Origin of the sequence: uncultured Tateyamaria sp. (assembly GCF_947503415.1) — a bacterium.
In the GTDB taxonomy this organism is placed as follows: domain Bacteria; phylum Pseudomonadota; class Alphaproteobacteria; order Rhodobacterales; family Rhodobacteraceae; genus Tateyamaria.
Genome location: NZ_CANNDS010000002.1, coordinates 809349 through 826122, shown reverse-complemented (window position 1 = coordinate 826122; position 16774 = coordinate 809349). Strand labels below are relative to the sequence as shown.

17 protein-coding genes are annotated in these 16774 nt (G+C 58.3%); 16 read left to right on the top strand and 1 reads right to left on the bottom strand.

Annotation, left to right across the window (positions count from 1 at the left end; translation table 11 throughout):
* Positions 1-162: 162 nt before the first annotated feature.
* Both Q1A32_RS15230 and Q1A32_RS15225 read left to right on the top strand, forming a co-directional pair.
* On the top strand, positions 163-1047 hold the full coding sequence (locus Q1A32_RS15230; RefSeq protein ID WP_299654902.1) for a LysR family transcriptional regulator: 885 nt from the start codon (positions 163-165) through the stop codon (positions 1045-1047).
* A gap of 197 nt (positions 1048-1244) precedes the next feature.
* Complete coding sequence (locus Q1A32_RS15225; protein ID WP_299654899.1) at positions 1245-2090, top strand: M15 family metallopeptidase; 846 nt, start codon at positions 1245-1247, stop codon at positions 2088-2090.
* 63 nt (positions 2091-2153) lie between these two features.
* Here the strand turns inward: Q1A32_RS15225 and Q1A32_RS15220 are convergent, their stop codons facing one another.
* The gene (locus Q1A32_RS15220) at positions 2154-2813 is read right to left on the bottom strand and encodes a hypothetical protein (protein ID WP_299654896.1); all 660 of its coding nucleotides are present in this window, start codon (positions 2811-2813) and stop codon (positions 2154-2156) included.
* Between the two features lie 362 nt (positions 2814-3175).
* Here Q1A32_RS15220 and Q1A32_RS15215 point away from each other — a divergent pair, with 362 nt between their 5' ends.
* The 14 genes from Q1A32_RS15215 to tssG all read left to right on the top strand — a co-directional run bounded on the left by Q1A32_RS15215 (position 3176) and on the right by tssG (position 16754).
* Entirely contained in the window at positions 3176-3775 is a 600-nt protein-coding gene (locus Q1A32_RS15215; protein WP_299654893.1) for an RNA polymerase sigma factor, read from the top strand.
* The gene (locus tag Q1A32_RS15210; RefSeq protein ID WP_299654890.1) at positions 3762-4412 is read left to right on the top strand and encodes a zf-HC2 domain-containing protein; all 651 of its coding nucleotides are present in this window, start codon (positions 3762-3764) and stop codon (positions 4410-4412) included. The genes Q1A32_RS15215 and Q1A32_RS15210 overlap by 14 nt, the downstream gene beginning before the upstream one ends.
* Positions 4409-5566, top strand: coding sequence for a S8 family serine peptidase (locus Q1A32_RS15205; RefSeq protein ID WP_299654888.1), 1158 nt, complete (start codon positions 4409-4411; stop codon positions 5564-5566). Before Q1A32_RS15210 ends, Q1A32_RS15205 begins: the two co-directional genes overlap by 4 nt.
* The gene (locus Q1A32_RS15200) at positions 5563-6570 is read left to right on the top strand and encodes a peptidoglycan-binding protein (RefSeq protein WP_299654885.1); all 1008 of its coding nucleotides are present in this window, start codon (positions 5563-5565) and stop codon (positions 6568-6570) included. Before Q1A32_RS15205 ends, Q1A32_RS15200 begins: the two co-directional genes overlap by 4 nt.
* Before the next feature lie 53 nt (positions 6571-6623).
* Entirely contained in the window at positions 6624-7496 is an 873-nt protein-coding gene (locus Q1A32_RS15195) for a DUF3365 domain-containing protein (RefSeq protein WP_299654882.1), read from the top strand.
* Positions 7489-8832, top strand: a complete 1344-nt coding sequence (locus Q1A32_RS15190) for a serine/threonine-protein kinase (RefSeq protein ID WP_299654879.1) — start codon at positions 7489-7491, stop codon at positions 8830-8832. Before Q1A32_RS15195 ends, Q1A32_RS15190 begins: the two co-directional genes overlap by 8 nt.
* Positions 8825-9859: a type VI secretion system protein TssA gene (tssA, locus tag Q1A32_RS15185; RefSeq protein ID WP_299654876.1), complete on the top strand. Its 1035-nt coding sequence runs from the start codon at positions 8825-8827 to the stop codon at positions 9857-9859. The genes Q1A32_RS15190 and tssA overlap by 8 nt, the downstream gene beginning before the upstream one ends.
* Positions 9860-9911: 52 nt before the next feature.
* Positions 9912-10418: a type VI secretion system contractile sheath small subunit gene (tssB, locus tag Q1A32_RS15180; protein ID WP_299611613.1), complete on the top strand. Its 507-nt coding sequence runs from the start codon at positions 9912-9914 to the stop codon at positions 10416-10418.
* Between the two features lie 3 nt (positions 10419-10421).
* The gene (gene tssC / locus Q1A32_RS15175) at positions 10422-11915 is read left to right on the top strand and encodes a type VI secretion system contractile sheath large subunit (protein ID WP_299654873.1); all 1494 of its coding nucleotides are present in this window, start codon (positions 10422-10424) and stop codon (positions 11913-11915) included.
* 44 nt (positions 11916-11959) lie between these two features.
* On the top strand, positions 11960-12496 hold the full coding sequence (locus Q1A32_RS15170; RefSeq protein WP_299611615.1) for a type VI secretion system tube protein Hcp: 537 nt from the start codon (positions 11960-11962) through the stop codon (positions 12494-12496).
* Positions 12497-12571: 75 nt separating this feature from the next.
* On the top strand, positions 12572-13405 hold the full coding sequence (locus Q1A32_RS15165) for a type VI secretion system accessory protein TagJ (protein WP_299654871.1): 834 nt from the start codon (positions 12572-12574) through the stop codon (positions 13403-13405).
* A complete protein-coding gene (gene tssE, locus Q1A32_RS15160) occupies positions 13398-13895 on the top strand; it encodes a type VI secretion system baseplate subunit TssE (protein ID WP_299614798.1) in 498 nt (165 codons plus the stop codon). Before Q1A32_RS15165 ends, tssE begins: the two co-directional genes overlap by 8 nt.
* Positions 13896-13899: 4 nt before the next feature.
* Positions 13900-15774 carry a type VI secretion system baseplate subunit TssF gene (gene tssF / locus Q1A32_RS15155; RefSeq protein ID WP_299654869.1) on the top strand — a complete coding sequence of 625 codons (1875 nt, stop codon included), beginning with the start codon at positions 13900-13902 and terminating at the stop codon, positions 15772-15774.
* Positions 15738-16754, top strand: a complete 1017-nt coding sequence (tssG, locus tag Q1A32_RS15150; RefSeq protein WP_299654867.1) for a type VI secretion system baseplate subunit TssG — start codon at positions 15738-15740, stop codon at positions 16752-16754. The genes tssF and tssG overlap by 37 nt, the downstream gene beginning before the upstream one ends.
* Positions 16755-16774: the final 20 nt, after the last annotated feature.

Below are 16774 nucleotides of genomic sequence, written 5' to 3'. Positions count from 1 at the left end.
TCCTGAAAACCATCTCGAAAACTGATCAAGCCGGTCATCGAAAGCGTAACAATGCGGCGCACGGCCCGGAAATATAAGTTGCGACTTCGTGCATAGACAAAAGGTATACCCAAGGCGCAAGCGGGGTGATTAGTCTGAGGCAATCAAACGTCAGTGGGGCAAATGCAGCTTTATCAGATCCGCTATTTTCTTGCGATTTGCCAAACGGGCAGTGTGACCCACGCCGCGCGTATTTGTAATGTTTCGCAGCCCTCCATGAGCCGGGGCATCAAGAAGCTGGAAGAAGAATTGGGCGAGGGTTTACTGGTCAGAGACGCGTCTGGTGCTCGACTGACCCCCTTCGGCGAAGAGATGCAGCCTTACTTCGAAAACATGCTCGCTTTGGAAGCAGAGCTTATGGAGCACGCGAAAACCAGGCAGGTTGATCGCGGCGCGCGACTGACGATCGGTGTAATGTGCACATTGGGCACACGATTGATCCAACCCTATCTGACCAAGCTTGTGGCTATGGCTGGCCACACATCTGTCGAGATCATCGATGCATCGGGTGCCGAACTCTACAAGCGCATGGAGGACGGAGAACTGGACCTGTGCCTGTCTGGATACTTTCACATACCACAGATAGCAGATGCGTATCCGCTGTATGATGAACGCTATGTGATTTCCTTCGCGAAAGGCCATCGGTTCGAGGGAACACAAACCGTGTCGATTACGGACTTGCACCAAGAACCGTATGTTCGTCGTCTGGAATGTGAATTGCGGACAACGCTGGGTGATATGTTGCCAGTCATACCGGAACCGGAGGTCGATGTGCGCTATGAAAGCCTGCACGAAAACATGGTGCAGATGATGGTTCTCACAGGCCTTGGGTGTTCTGTCCATCCAGAGACGATGCCGGTGATCGATGGCATCTACCAACGCCCCTTTTCGGAGGCAGAGATGGCACGCAAGGTTCAGCTTCTGGTCCACAAACACAGTCCAAGCCGCGCGCTCATCCGGCGCATCTTGCGTATGACCGAACAGCACTTTGGAGTGGGTGTTGATTAAGTATCGCAACAGAACTGTTTTTTGCAGGGACGTAAATTGAAGCGCGATACAAATGGTTTTTGTGCCGTATGAAGTCGGCTAATCGGTCGAGGAATTCCAGTCACAATGCTCAGCGAACCCGAACCTTTTCACCAGTAAGCCGTACCTACCAACAAGCATCGTCCATGCCGGGTGTTTGCTGGCTGTGGAGTTGACCGATGACCCATCGATGGAAGATCGCTGTTGCCGGATCGGTGGCTGCATTGACTGTTCTGGCGGCTCCAATTGTCTGGCAGATTTCAGGTACTCCACGCGATTTGATCATAGAAACAACGCCAGTTGCGGCGCTTCAAGCCGAGACGCGAGCGCTTCGACGAGAGCTTGAAGAATTGCGCGCGCGTGTCGATGGGTTGGATTCTCGAACTTCCATCGGAATTACGGCGTTGCAGCGGCCAGCGCTACCGGACGTCCCTGATCTGCCATCCAAGCCGTCAGAACCCAAAGTCGACGAGCTACGCCAGAACTTTGCGCAGGTCGTGCTGATCGCTGATCGGCGGTCTGCAAACGATGGGCTGTCGCTGGCGACACCAGGTTTCCTGCGACGGACCTTTGGTCTGCCACGCAACGATCTGAACGACCAGTGCCAAAGCCTGACCAACCCACGCCTGCGGGACTTGATGTCGTCCGAACCGGTGGGGCCGATCCGCGCGCAAATGCTTGCGCCAGCGCTTGCCTCTTTGCGCCAGGTCTTTGCTGAGGTTGAGGAGTTTGAGCCCGAACTTTATAAACGGATCGCGTCGTCCGGGTCGCTGTGTGTGCGATTGATACGCGGATCGGCCGCATCTGCATCGGCACATGCTTACGGTTTGGCCGTGGATCTGAACATCGATGGACAGCTCGACAATTTCGCTGATGGGCGCACCCAATTGGGTTTGATCCTGTTGGCGGACTTCTTCAAACGGGCAGGGTGGATATGGGGCGCCGGCTTTTCCCGGGAAGATTCCATGCACTTCGAGGTAAGCCGTCAGAAAATCGAGGAATGGATGCGTCAGGGGCTTTTGTAACTGCCCTGTAGCGGTAGATAAATGGACTGGCTTGATCAAAGGTCGGCCCATTTGATGTTCAACTCACACTGAAATGCGAACCTTTTCCAGTTCTTTGATCACTGTCGCGGTTTTTGGATACGCCACGGCGTGACGTGGGTTCTTGCCCTTCATCTCTTTGTCCATCTTGACCTTGATCGCGAGATCCACACAGGATTTCGCCAAGCCGGCCTTGCCCAACATCAGATTGACTTTGGCATCGGCCAGATGCTGACCGGCGGTTGGGGGATATTTCAACTTGGATGCCAGGGATGAGCCATCGACCTGAATGCCCACGTAGTTCTCGTAGCTGGAGGATTTTTTCCAGTTCGGAATGGCCTGATTGGTCATGTAGTTTTCGACGTATTCCTGCGCCTTATTGAATGCTTCCATGACACCGGGGCTTCGCGTTCCGGCATAGTGCGCGCCTTCGCGTGACAGCTGTTCGCCGCTCTCCTGTGCCGTTTCCACCTCTTCTTGCACTGATTGAATGTAGGCCTTTTGCGCTTTCTTGCGGAACGCATCGAGGCCGGGCAATTTCACCTTCGGCTTTTTGGACATGTACAGATCATAGATGTCAGCGGGCTTTGGCCTGGCTGTCACGAAGTCGATGAAATTCTCCATCTTCTGCTGCTTCATGTAAGAAGCAAAGAAGATCATCTTGGACTTGTCGTTCATGAATTTTGTGAGTTTGGGGTTCGGCATGCGCGTGCTCCATTAGATAAGATTTGCATCTTTCGGTGAGTCCGGCGCGATGCGGAAAAGGTTCAGGTCTGCTTGTAGCCAGGCGGACCGTAAACCGGCCACATGTGCGAATGGCGGTATGGTCGCGATTGGACATTGCCCGCCGAACGGCTGAGGCAACAAAAAAGCCTTCAATCCACGCGCGAATGCAATTTCCACGATTTTTCTAACGGTTTGTCTACCGCCTCAACCAACGGTTCCACCATAGCTTGAACCGGCGGCAGCTATTGGCGGGATCAAGGGCGCCCGAAAAAATTCTCATCAGTCGTGAACCATTCGGCGCTGGCCGGGGACTAACGATTACATTTAGGGAAATGAGCTTCATGTGGACGTTGAAATCTATAAAGACCCCTGCAAAACCGCGCGCGGCGATGAGCGATGATGCGCTGATCGCTGCTGTGGCCCAAGGTGACGTCACAGCGTTCGAGCAGGTTCATAAAAAGTACTTCCCTAAGCTGATGCATTTCGCTCGTCGGATCACCGGCAGCGCCGAGGCGGCCGAAGAGGTGGCCAACGACGTGTTGATGACTGTCTGGCGCACGGCTGATCGGTTCGAAGGCCGTTCAAAGCCGTCGACATGGATATTCGGCATTGCCTACCGTGTTGCCATGAAACAGCGCACTAAGTTGCAGCGGCGAGCAGGTGATGTGGAATTGGACGAGGGAATGATTGCCTCCAAAGATGACACAGCTGAGGCGGTTATCCGTGGCACTGATCTGAAGAATGCGCTGGATCAACTGAAACCAGAGCTTCGCGCCGTGGTCGAACTGACCTATTATAATGGTTATCTGTATACCGAGATCGCTGAAATCCTCGACTGTCCGGTGGGCACGGTCAAGACGCGCATGATGACCGCCAGGCGGCGGCTGCGCGGTATCCTATCTGATGAAGAACAAACAGGCGGAGAACATGCAGTTGCGTGACAATAGTATAAACGGTCCGCAAAACGACCATGACGAAGTGTGGGATCTGATCCCATGGTACGTGAACGGCACTTTGCCCGAACCGGACATTCAAATGCTCGAGGCTCACGCCAAGACGTGCGTTGCCTGTTCGGAAGAGATCGGACGACAGACCGTGCTGGCACAGAAAGTGGCCAAGACCGACCCTTTTGATGTGCCCTTGCAGCGCAGTTGGGACACCTTGCGCGCACAGGTCGAAGCCGATGTGCGTGCGCGGACGCCAGTTGCGCCCAAACGTGGTTGGCTGGAGGCGATGCAAGGGCGCGGCAAGGGCCTGATGGGCGGGCTGGCCGTCGCATGTCTTGCGCTGGCATTGGTCGCGATTCAGTTCGGCGGCCCCGGGCAGGATGATTTCGTCACACTCACAAGCGAGCCTGCAATTGATGCGCCGACCATCCGGTTTCAAGCTGCACCAGATTTGACCCTCGAACAGGTGACCGAGCTTCTGGCCCCGCTGGGTGTGTTGGACGTGACCGGGCCGTCGGCTGCTGGAATTTACTCGGCCACATTGGCTGAAGATGCGGATCTGGAGGCCGTGTCGGCGTCGATGATGGCGCAAGCGCAGATCATCTTTGCCACACCAGAGACAGGCCAATGATCCGGTTTCTTGCGCTCTTTGCGACGTTGGGTCTGATCGTGGGCGCACTGCCACGGACCGCCTCGGCGCAAGACTGGCGGCTGGCGGACGCAAATACCCTTGCCCCTGCCACCTTTCTTATCCTGACGATACCGCAGGATGAGCCGCAGGCCCTGGCTGCCCTCGCAGATACGTTGGAGGCAGACTTTGGCGTATTGTTGGCTGCGGAATGGCCGCTTAACGCGTTGGCCGTGCACTGTTTTGTCTTTGACGCTCGCAATGTGTCCGACGTGGACGGGCTGATCGACGCGATGGAAACCGATGCTCGCATTCGCACAGTGCAACGCGTTCGTAGCTTTAGCCTGACAGAAGTGTTCCATACCGATCCACTTTTGCCGTTGCAGTGGTCACTTCGATCTCTGCACGTTTTACCCATCCACGCCTTGTCGTTGGGAGAAGGGGTGCGGGTCGGCATTGTCGACAGCGCCATTGACGGAGGTCACCCCGATTTGGCCAACAGGATGGCCGATTTGCGTGACTTCGTTGCCGTCGAACCCGCCCCGTTGGCTGAGGCGCATGGAACGGCGGTCGCTGGCGTTATCGGTGCGGCGGCCACGAATGAAGGGATCGTCGGCGTAGCCCCCTCTGCGGAAATGGTGGGCTTGCGTGCTTGCTGGCAGCAGGACGGAGCGCCGGGTGTGTGCAACAGCTTTTCGCTCGCGCGCGCGATCAACTTTGCCATTCTCAATGAGGTGGACGTCCTCAATCTGAGTGTTGGTGGACCGGAAGACCCTCTTTTGACCGAGTTGATTGAGGCGGCATTGGATGCCGGGATCGTGGTGGTCGCAGCCTCAGGGGAAGGTGAAGAGCTGGTGTATCCCGCTGCGTTGGATGGTGTCATCGCCGCTGGGCAGGTGGCGGGACGCAGTGTGCCCGCCCCGATGATTGATGTTTTGACGACGGCCCCCGGGGCGGCGCACCGCTATGTGTCGGGATCGTCCATCGCCACGGCGCATGTATCGGGCGTGGTGGCATTGATGTTGGCGAAGGACCCGACCCTGACGCCCGCTGCAATATCCGAACGGCTCCAAGAAGCGATCCGCGAGGTTGAGGCGCAACCGATGCTGAACGCCTGTACCGCGATCCTGGGCCCGAATGAGGCGTGTGCGCTATGAAACGATTCAGCGTAAATTGCTCCGGGCAGCTTGCCTCTATCCGCCGTGCGCTCTGCGCCACGGTTTTTGCATGTGTGACTGGGGCACCTGTCCACGCGCAGGATGACGTGCGGATCGTGGGGATGGTTGTCTCGTCAGGCGTGGATGCAGGACGGTCTGATAGCGCCTTGCGCAGTCTCAATGGGTTGAATGCGGAAGTTCTGCAGGCGACGGCACCAAGCAATGCCGAACTGCGAGCGATGATGCGACGTTTCTCGCAGGAAGCGGCGCAAGCGGATGCTGCTCTGGTGTTTTTGGACATGGCGGCGGTGCGCTTTGAAGATCGTATTTTCCTGCTGCCGGATGGCGCAGTTCTGAACCGGTCGACCGACATATTCACCGAAGCCGTGCCATTGCGCGCCTTCGCGCGAATGACCGTGTTGGCCGAGCGGGGCGGGGCGGTCATCTTGTCATCTGAAGCGCCATCCGATCTGCCCGAAGGGATGGTGCATGCCGATACTGCGTCTGCCCCACTTGTAGGGTCCAGCGAGATACTTGTGGTGCCTGCGCAAGATGCAAACGGCGTGCTTGATGTTCTGAGCGAAAGCACCGACCAAGCCCCCAGCGTGGATCTGCGCGCCATTCTTGAGTTGATGGCACTGTCACCGGAGGCGTCACTTTCTGCATTGCCAACTGACCCGATCGTGTTGCGCGCGCCGCCGGTTGTCGAGCCTGTGCCCGTGGAGCCCGTTACCGTTTCGGTGCCCGAACTTGTTGAGGACGCGGAAGCCGAGAGTCCAGCGTCCGAGGCCGAACTTGCAATTCTGGAGCAGTCATTGTCGCCACCCGTCAAGCGGGACCTTCAGCGCGCATTGCGCGCCTCGGGACATTACCGCGGCCTGATCGACGGGATCATCGGGGTTCAGACCCGTGAGGCGATCAAGGGTTTCCAGGTTGCGCGCTCAGAGACCGATACCGGCCTGCTTACCCCAACACAGCTTTTGGAACTTTTGGCACGGCAATGAACCTTGCGCCCTTTTGAGCGCACTCACCAAAGAGACAACAATGGTGAGTGCACATGGGGCTTCGGTTCAAATACAATCTGGTTCTGATCTCGGCCAGCCTGCTAGGTGTCGCAGCGGCCGTTGGCATCAGCTATACGCTGGTGCAGGACAGCGCCTTGCAGGATGTGGAGCGCGAGGCGCAATTGATGCGCGCCAATGCGACCGCAGTTCGCAACTACACCCTTGCGCATATCGAACCGCTGCTGACCGACGATGGTGACATCCTCTTTCAACCCGAAGCGGTGACATCCTTTGCAGCCCGAACGGTTTTCCAAGCCGTCACGGCTGAGTTTCCACAATACAACTACAAAGAGGCGGCGCTGAATCCGACGAACCCTGCGGATCTGCCCACTCCGGCAGAGGCCGAGGTCATTGCGCAGTTTCGCGAAAATCCCGACCTGACGCAGCTTTCTGCACGGATCGAAACCGACGCAGGGCAGCTGTTGATGATGGCTGCGCCCATCACGATCAAGAACCCGGGATGCCTCAATTGTCATTCCAGCCCCGATGTGGCGCCGCCTGCGATGGTGGACCTTTACGGATCCGTCAATGGGTTTGGCTGGCAAATGGGCGAAACCGTGGGTGCACAGATCATAACCGTGCCTCTGTCGCTGATTGCCGAACGGGTAAAGGAAACCGCAGTCATGGTCACCGTTGCCTTGGGGGCCGCTTTCACACTTGTGTTTGTGGTGACCAACATCCTTCTCAGCCGGGTGGTCATCCGCCCTGTGTCTTACCTGACCAGGATGGCAGAACGCGTCAGCATGGGCGACTTCTCGGTGCCGGAGTACAGCCGTAATTCGGGTGATGAAATCAGCTCGCTCGCGCAATCATTCAACCGGATGCGGCGCAGTCTCGATCGCGCGATGGCGATGCTCGATGACTGATCACACCATCATAGCGCCGCAGGGTCCGCAAAGGATCGGCAAATACCACCTCCGCGCCAAGCTGGGCGAGGGGGCGATGGGTGTGGTCTTTGATGCCCACGACCGGGATATAGATCGCTCCGTCGCGATCAAGACAGTACACAAGCACCTGATCGAAGCCACGGGTGAAGAAGACTGGCTGGGCCGCTTTTCCCGCGAAGCGCAGGCGGCGGGCAGGGTGCTGCACCCCAATCTGGTCACGATCTTTGATTATCTGGAACAGGACGGGTTGCCCTATCTGGTGATGGAACGGCTGGAGGCCAAGACCCTCGAAGACCGCATGGCCGAACCTCAGTCTTTGACCCTGACAGAGGTGGCCGCAATCTTTGGCCAAATACTGGATGGCCTCAGCGCCATTCACGGCGCTTCGATTGTCCACCGTGACATGAAACCGGCAAATATCATGCTTACAGCCAGTGGCGGCGTGAAGCTGACCGACTTCGGGATTGCTCGCTTTACCAAGATGGACCGCACCGGGGCCGGAATGATCGGCACGCCCACGTATATGGCGCCAGAGCAGTTTTCGGGTGATGATGTGGATTCCAGATCTGATGTCTATGCCACCGGGGTCATTCTCTACGAGCTACTGACCGGCCGACAACCCTATCGCGGCGGCGGGATCACTGCGGTGATGATGGCGAACAAGGGTGAAAGCGTCCCTGCACCCTCAAACCTGACGCCCGACTTGCCTGCTGCGCTCGATATGGTGGTGATGACCGCCATCTGCCCCGACCCAAAGGGTCGATACAACAGCGCTGCAGAGATGCGCGACGCGCTGTTGGCGGCGGTAAGCACGCACGGCGCCACGCTGACCGCGCCCCCCGAGGCCGGCGCGACACGCTCGGCCGAGACGATGATCGGGCGGTTGTCCTTGTTGACCATGCAACGGCTCGAAGAAAGCCTGGTGACCAGCATCGGACCCATCGGCAAACTGCTGGCCCGTCGTGCGGCCGAAACCGCTTTCACGCAAGAGGACCTGCTCAAACAGATCCTTGGCGAAGTCAGCGATCCCGCTGAACGCGACGCATTGCACCAGACCCTTGCCAGCCTGATGACAGCTGACCCGGGACGTGCGCAAAGCGGGCTAGGAGAGGACGATCTGCGGTCCATCATCGCGGCCTTGACGCCGCATCTGGGGCCGATTGCGGGAACTTTGGTCCGCCGCCAAGCCGCGCGTTCCACGTCGTTGCCACAGCTGCTGGACACCATGACCGAAGTGATCCCCGACGCAAACGACAGGGCGGCATTTCTCAAGGCCGCACAAAACCAAATTGCAAAAGGAGCCCGTCATGCTTGACCTCAAGAGGCTGATGCAGCCGATCCGTGATGATGCACCCGGCGGTGACGATCTGGAATATGATGACGCTTTCATCGCTCTGGAGATGGCCAGCAAGCCATCCGAAGAGCGGGTCATCGGCGACAATGTGATCCCTGCCGAAGATCCTGACTACGACGACGTGGCGGTCCAAGCTGCTGCCTTGCTCGAGCGCACTCAAGACCTCCGCGTTGCGGCGATCCTTGCCAATGCGCAGGCGCGCATTTCCGGTTTGTCCGGGGTTCGTGATTTGCTGCGTTACGTCGAAGGATGCCTGCAAACCCATTGGGACAGTGTGCATCCGCAATTGGACGAAGACGACGGTGACCCCACCATGCGGGTCAATGCGGTGCTCGCATTTGCCAGCCGCGATGGTTTGTTGCGGTCGCTGCGACACGCACCATTGGTCGACAGTCGGGCTTTCGGCACTTTTTCCCTGAGAGACATGGAGGTTGCCAGCGGTGACGCCTTGCCCTTGGCCAATGCGACAAAGGTGGTGGATACACAGTCCATCTCAGCCGCTTTTCAGGACGCAGATCAAGAGGATGTCGCACAGACGCTCACAGCGGCGACCGAAGCGCTGGAGGCTGTCCGCGCGATCGGTGGTGTTTTTGACGAAAAAGTGGGTGCGGCGGGGCCGGACCTTGACCCGTTGGAGAAGATGCTGGGCGACATCTGTCGACGGCTTGGCGCTTTTGTAGACGCCGGTGCCGCATCGGAAGAGCCATCGCAGGTGAGCGTCGACCCGGCTTCGGCACCGCAAGGGAGTGTCAGCAACAATGCCGCCATTGCGACGCCTCAGGATGTCAAAGCAGCCTTGGACCGGATCATGGCCTACTACGCGCGGTTCGAGCCCTCCAGCCCGCTGCCCATTCTTCTGGCCCGTGCCAAGCGCCTCGTCTCAGCCGATTTCGTGACGATCATGAAGGATATGGCGCCTGAAGGCGTGGGAAATGTCGCTTTGATCGGTGGATTTGAACCCGATGAGGGGGATGAGGGCACTTACTGACGAGACTGAGCCCCTGACGGGCGATTTCAGCCGAAAAAGATTGGAGAACAGCATGGCCAGCAGCCAGAAATTCATCGCCCGCAACCGGGCGCCCCGGGTCCAGATCGAATATGATGTGGAGCTTTACGGCGCGGAAAAGACGATCCAGCTGCCCTTCGTGATGGGCGTGATGGCCGATCTGTCAGGCAAGTCCGAAGATCCTTTGCCCGCCGTGGCAGACCGCAAGTTTCTGGAAATCGACGTGGACAATTTTGACGACCGGATGAAGTCGATCAAACCGCGCGCGGCCTTCTCGGTGCCCAACACGCTGACCGGAGAGGGAAACATCGCCGTCGAGCTGACATTCGAGCGGATGGAAGATTTTTCGCCTGCCGCCATCGCCAGCAAGGTGGAGCCGTTGAAAAAATTGCTCGAAGCGCGAACCCATTTGTCGAACCTCGGCACTTACATGGATGGAAAGACCGGCGCGGAAGACTTGATGGCCAAGATCATCAACGACCCCGCATTGCTCAAGGCGCTGACTTCGACGCCTGCCGCGACTTCTCAGGATGAGGAATAGGCCATGACAGACGCAACAGAGACCACCGCAGAGGCAAAAACCCAGACGATTTTTGCGTCGTCCGAATTTGCCGAACTTCTGCAAAAGGAATTCCGCCCCAAATCCGAGCAGGCAAAAACCGCCGTCGAAGAGGCCGTGAAAACCCTTGCCCAGCAGGTGTTGGAGAACGAAGCGCTGGTGTCTGATGACGCATTGCGGTCGATTGATGCGCTCGTCGCCGAGATTGACATGAAGCTGACCCAGCAGATCAATCACATCCTCCATCACGAGGAGTACCAGAAGCTGGAGAGCTCTTGGCGCGGTCTGCATTTCCTCGTCAACAATACCGAGACCGACGAGATGCTGAAGATCCGGTTCATGGATTTGTCCAAAAAGGACCTGTCCAAGACCTTGCGGAAATTCAAGGGTACCGCCTGGGATCAATCTCCGATCTTCAAGAAGATCTATGAAGAGGAATACGGTCAGTTTGGTGGCGAACCCTATGCCTGCCTTGTTGGCGATTACCATTTTGATCACAGCCCGCGGGATGTTGAGATCCTGGGAGAGATGTCCAAGATCGCAGCATCTGCCCACGCCCCGTTCCTAGCCGGTGCTGATCCCACGCTTTTGCAGATGGATGGCTGGGACGAGCTGGCCAATCCGCGCGATCTGACCAAGATTTTCCAGACGCCGGAATATGCGGGTTGGCGATCCCTGCGCGAGAGCGAGGACGCACGCTATCTCGGACTTGCTATGCCCCGGTTCCTCGGCCGCCATCCCTATGGTGCCAAAACCGATCCGGTCGAAGAGTTCGCGTTTGAAGAAGACACCGAAGGTGCCCATTCGAACAAGTATTGCTGGGTGAACGCGTCCTACGCGATGGCGCGCAACATAAACCGGTCGTTCAAGGAATACGGTTGGTGTTCGCGGATCCGCGGCGTGGAATCCGGCGGCACGGTGGACGGTTTGCCGACCCATACGTTCCCGTCTGACGACGGCGGCGTCGATATGAAATGCCCAACCGAGATCGCCATTTCCGACCGGCGTGAGGCCGAGTTGGGCAATAACGGCCTGATGCCACTGATCCACCGCAAGAACACCGATACCGCCGCCTTTATCGGGGCGCAGTCCTTGCAAAAACCAACCGAGTACGACGACAGCAATGCGACGGCCAACGCCAATCTTGCGGCCCGGCTGCCCTACCTCTTCGCTACTTGCCGGTTTGCGCATTACCTCAAATGTATCGTGCGCGACAAGGTCGGCTCCTTTGCCAGCCGCACTGACATGGAGCAGTGGCTGCAGGACTGGATCAGCAAATACATCGACTACAACGAAGAGACGTCGACCGAGGAAGTGAAGTCGCGCAAACCGCTCGCTGCGGCGGAGGTTGTTGTCGAAGAGGTCGAGGGCAACCCCGGCTACTACGAAAGCAAGTTCTTCTTGCGCCCTCACTATCAGCTGGAAGGCCTTTCGGTGTCGCTGCGACTGGTGTCGAGACTGCCTTCCGAAGTCGAATAACCTCACACAATCAGAAACTTAATTAACGAAGAAAGGACCTTACAATGGCGTTTGACTCATATCTCCGCTTTCCCAAGAACAACATCATCCGAGGGGAAACGCTTGACGAAGAAATGGCCAAGGAAGGCGCATTTCAGATCACGCAATTCAGCTTTGGCGCCGAAAACAGCTCGGTTATCGACTCGCAGTCAGGCGGCGGTGGTGTCGGCAAGACCGACTTTCAGGACTTCACCTTCGACAAGCTGACCGACACGGCATCTGCTGGCCTTTACCGCGCCTGTGCGACGGGTGATCACCTTGATGAGGCCATTATGGAGTGCCGCCGTCAGGGGGCAGGCAGCAACGCAGGCGGCAAGCACTTCTTCATCGTGCGTTTCAAGACCGTCATCGTGAAGTCAATGAGCTGGTCCGGGTCTGGCGACGAGCTGACTGAAAGCATCACGCTGGCCTACGGCGCAAAGCAGATCGAATACCGCCGCCAAGGCAAGGACGGCAAGATGATCAAGCCGTCCAGTGGTCAGGGCGAGGCCGAGTGGAGCAAGGTTCTCAACAAAGAGAAATACGCGGTCCAAAAAGCATAGGCCGAAGCCCAGGTTCCGGGCGCTCTATCCCCCCGACGCCCGGAACCGTTATTCCCATTTATTGAGGCTTGAACCATGTCTGCCGAAACCCTGATAAAAACCGGCGACCTGCCTGAAGCGCTTCTTGCGCTGCAAGCCGAGGTGCGGGCCAATCCATCCGATGCGCGCCTCCGGGTGTTCCTTTTTCAGCTTTTGTGTATCGAAGGGGACTGGTCCCGGGCTGTTCAACAACTCAAGACGTCGGCGAGCCTCGATCCAGCCGCTCTTCCCATGGCTCAGATGTACCGCGAGGCGATTGTCTGCGAGGTCTATCGCGAAAAGGTTTTGCGTGGGCAGACGCCACCACCCTTTGACGAAGATGCGCCGTCGTGGCTTTCGGTATTGTGGGACGCCCTGAAGAAGGAAATCGACGGTGATGCAGAGGGCGCTGAACTGTTGCGCGCCATGGCCCTGCGGGCCGCCCCAGCCGTCGCCGGACGCGCGGATGGTACCGATTTCGACTGGATCGCTGACGCTGATCCGCGCTTTGGTCCGGTGCTGGAACTTATCGTGGACGGGAAATACCTGTGGCTGCCATTTGCGGCGATACGCCAACTGACGGTTCATCCCCCCAGTGATCTGCGCGATCTTGTCTGGACACCTGTCACGCTGACGCTGCTGGACGGCACAGAGGCTATTGGGCTGGTGCCGACACGCTACCCCGGCACGCATGAAACAGGAACGCCTGCACAAAAGCTGGCCCGCGCGACCGACTGGACTGAACGGGACGGCGGCACGCCTTTGGGTTTGGGTCAAAGGATGTTTTGCACAGATGAGGATGACATCGCCCTGATGAACCTGCGCGATGTCACCTTCCACGTTGCTGAAGCCTCGGCGCCCCCATCCCTGAAAGAGGCCAGCCATGGCTGATCGCGCCAGACTTGAGCGTTTGCAACCGGCTCTGCTTGACCGTCTGGTCGACGAAGCGCCGGACCAACGGACCGAGACCAACGCAGCGTGGGTCATAGACATCAACCGGTTGCGCGACATCATTCAGCGCGATCTGCACTGGTTGCTCAATACCACAAACCTCCAGGCCAGCGCTGACCTTGAACCCTTTCCGGAAACCGTGTGCTCGGTCTTGAACTTTGGCATTGTCGACGTGTCTGGCATCACAGTTACCAATTCTCGCGCGACCGAGATCCAGCAGGCAATCCGCGTGGCAATTGAACGGTTCGAACCGCGTCTTCTGCCCAATACGCTTGAGGTGGCGATCCACGAACGAAAGGACGTGCGCGCCGGATTGATTTCATTCGATATCCGGGCCGAGTTGTGGGCGGAACCTGTGCCGCTCGATCTTTACCTGCGGACGCAGCTTGATGTGACGACGGGCGAAGTATCCGTCCGCAGTCAGGGATAGCGCCATGGATAAGGGGCTCTTGAAACACTACGAGCAGGAACTGAGCTTTGTTCGGGAGATGGGGGACGAATTCGCGTCCGCCTACCCGAAGATTGCCGGACGGCTTGGGATGGGCCAGCTGGAGGTAATGGACCCGTATGTCGAGCGGCTGATGGAGGGGTTCGCCTTCATGGCGGCACGGGTCCAATTGGAGCTGGAAAAGCAAAACGCCAACCTGACACAAAGCCTGCTCGAAACAGTGTATCCCCACTATCTGGCACCCATCCCATCGATGATGATCGCCCGACTGGAACCTGATCCGGGACAAGGCAATCTGGCGGCAGGCGTCACGGTTCCGCGCGGCACAGAGTTGCGCGGACGGGTGCGCGACACAGCCCAAAGCGGTGTCATCTACACCACCTCTCAGGACGTCACGCTGTGGCCGCTGGAAATTAGCGAGGTCGAGTACCTTGATGCGCGCGGCGATCTGGTTGCGGCAGGCGTGGGGCGTCATTCCCCCGCAAAAGCGGCACTGCGTCTTCGTTTGCGCCGCACTGATGGTGCACCCTTGGCCGAATTGCCCTTGGAATGTCTGCGTGTCTTCCTCACCGGTGCAGGGGCAGAGCCTTGGCGGCTATATGAGGCGATCATGGGACAGGGGATCGGTCTGGCAGGTCGGTCAACGGACCGCCGTGCGGATTGGAATGAATACCTGGGCGTAGACATCTCTGCGTGCGGATTTGACCCCGAAGAAGCGCTGCTTCCAACGCCCGGTGCCTCCTTTGACGGCTACCGGTTGCTGCAAGAATATTTTGCCATGCCGCAGCGGTTCTTTTTCACCGAGTTCGGCGGGCTGCGTCCGGCCATAGAGAGAACAACCAGCTCCGATCTGGATTTGTATATCTTGTTGCGCGAAGGCCAACCCGAACTTGCGTCCACAACCCCGGCCAATTTCGACCTGCACGCGGTGCCCGCAATCAACCTTTTTCGCAAGCGTTGTGACCGGGTGCATGTCGCGGATACGCAGGTTGAACACCTCGTCACCGTGGACAGGACGGCCCCCATGGATTTCGAGGTATATCAGCTTGAAACGGTGACGGGCATCGGAGGTGATCGGGAGCAGGATGTGCAGTTTCGCCCGTTCTACAGTGCCGAGGATTTCACGCCATCCGGTGATGCACACACCGCGTACTTCAGTCAGCGCCGCCGCCTGCGTCAACGGTCTGAGCGTCAGAAACTGACGGGATCACGGACGTCTTATCTGGGGTCCGAGTTGTACCTGACCCTCACGGACCGGACCCAAGCGCCATATCCGCGCGCGGTCAAACAGTTGGCGATCACGGCGCTTTGCACCAACCGAGATCTTCCTTTGCTGACGCCTGTGGGGGTGGGGGAGACGGATTTCACGCTTCCGGAGGGTGGCCCGGTCAAACGGGTGCGCGCGATCATACCGCCCACGCGGCCCCGGTCGAGCCTTGCAGAGGGCAAACAGGCTTGGCAGCTTATTTCGCACCTTAGCTTGAATTATCTGTCCCTCGTTGATGCCGATCGCGGCACCGGGGCGGCGGCCCTGCGAGAGATTGTCGGGCTATACGCAGCTTTGGGCGAACCTGCTCTGGCCAAACAGATCGAAGGTCTGTCGACCGTCTCGTCCCGTCCGATTGTACGGCGGCTTGCAGACGGTGTGCTCACCAGCGCGGTGAGGGGATTGGAGATCAGGGTCGGTTTTGACGAAAGCTTTTTCGAGGGGACCGGCTGTTACCTGTTGGGCGCGGTGCTCGAAACCTTTTTCGCCAAATACGTCAGCCTGAACAGCTTTACGGAAACATGTATTCATTCATCACAGCGCGGGGATATCGCCAGATGGCCAGCCAAGAGCGGACGGCGGGTCCTGATCTGACGCGCCTTGCCGCGCTGAACGAGAACCCCGAGACATTCAACTTTTTTCGAGCGTTGCGCTTGATCGAAGCAGTGCATCAGGACAGCCCGCGCCTCGGCACATCGCGCCGGCCGTCTGAAGACCCCGTTCGTTTGGCGCAGGCGGCAGACCTGGCGTTCGCGCCTTCGACCATCAAATCTTTTGCCAAAGGTGAGAACGGCGTGCCAACGCTGACGCAACTTGCCTTTGGCCTTTTTGGACCCAATGGTCCGCTACCGCTGCACATGACCGAGTTTGCCCGCGACCGGCAACGCAACATGGATGATCCCACCATGGTGGCGTTTGCAGATATGTTTCATCACCGGATGCTGTCGCTGCTTTATCGGGCCTGGGCCAGCGGCCAGCCAACGGCCTCTTTTGATCGACCGGGCGATGATGGTTTTGGCCGAAAGGTCGGTGCGCTGGCCGGGTTCGCAGGAGACGCGCTGGACGGGCGCGACGCGATGCCCGACGTTGCAAAAAAGCACTTCGCAGGACTGTTGGCGGCCAGCCCCCGCAGTGAGGCGGGCCTGACAGCCATCATCACACAGTTATTTGACACACCGGTCGAGGTCGAAAGTTTTGTAGGCAGCTGGTTGCATCTGGAACCATGCGACCGTGGACAGCTTGGCAGCGCTGCCCTTGGCGGTGGCGCCAGCTTGGGCGAAAAGACGTGGTCCCGGTCCGCCAGCTTCCTTCTGCGCATCGGTCCCATGTCGCTGGCAGAATACCAGCGGCTGTTCCCCGGAACCCCCGGCTTCAAGCGACTGGCCGCAATTGTCCGAACCTATGTTGGTGATACGCTGGAATGGACTGCCAACCTGATCCTGCGCGCCGAAGAGGTGCCACCTGCAGTCCTTGGGCAGGCGGCCACACTGGGGCGGACCAGCTGGATCGGGCAACGTCAGGCCCGTGACGCGGATGAATTGACCCTCTCTCAACCTTGCCAACACCCTCTTTGACGGCCCCAGAAGAAAGCAAT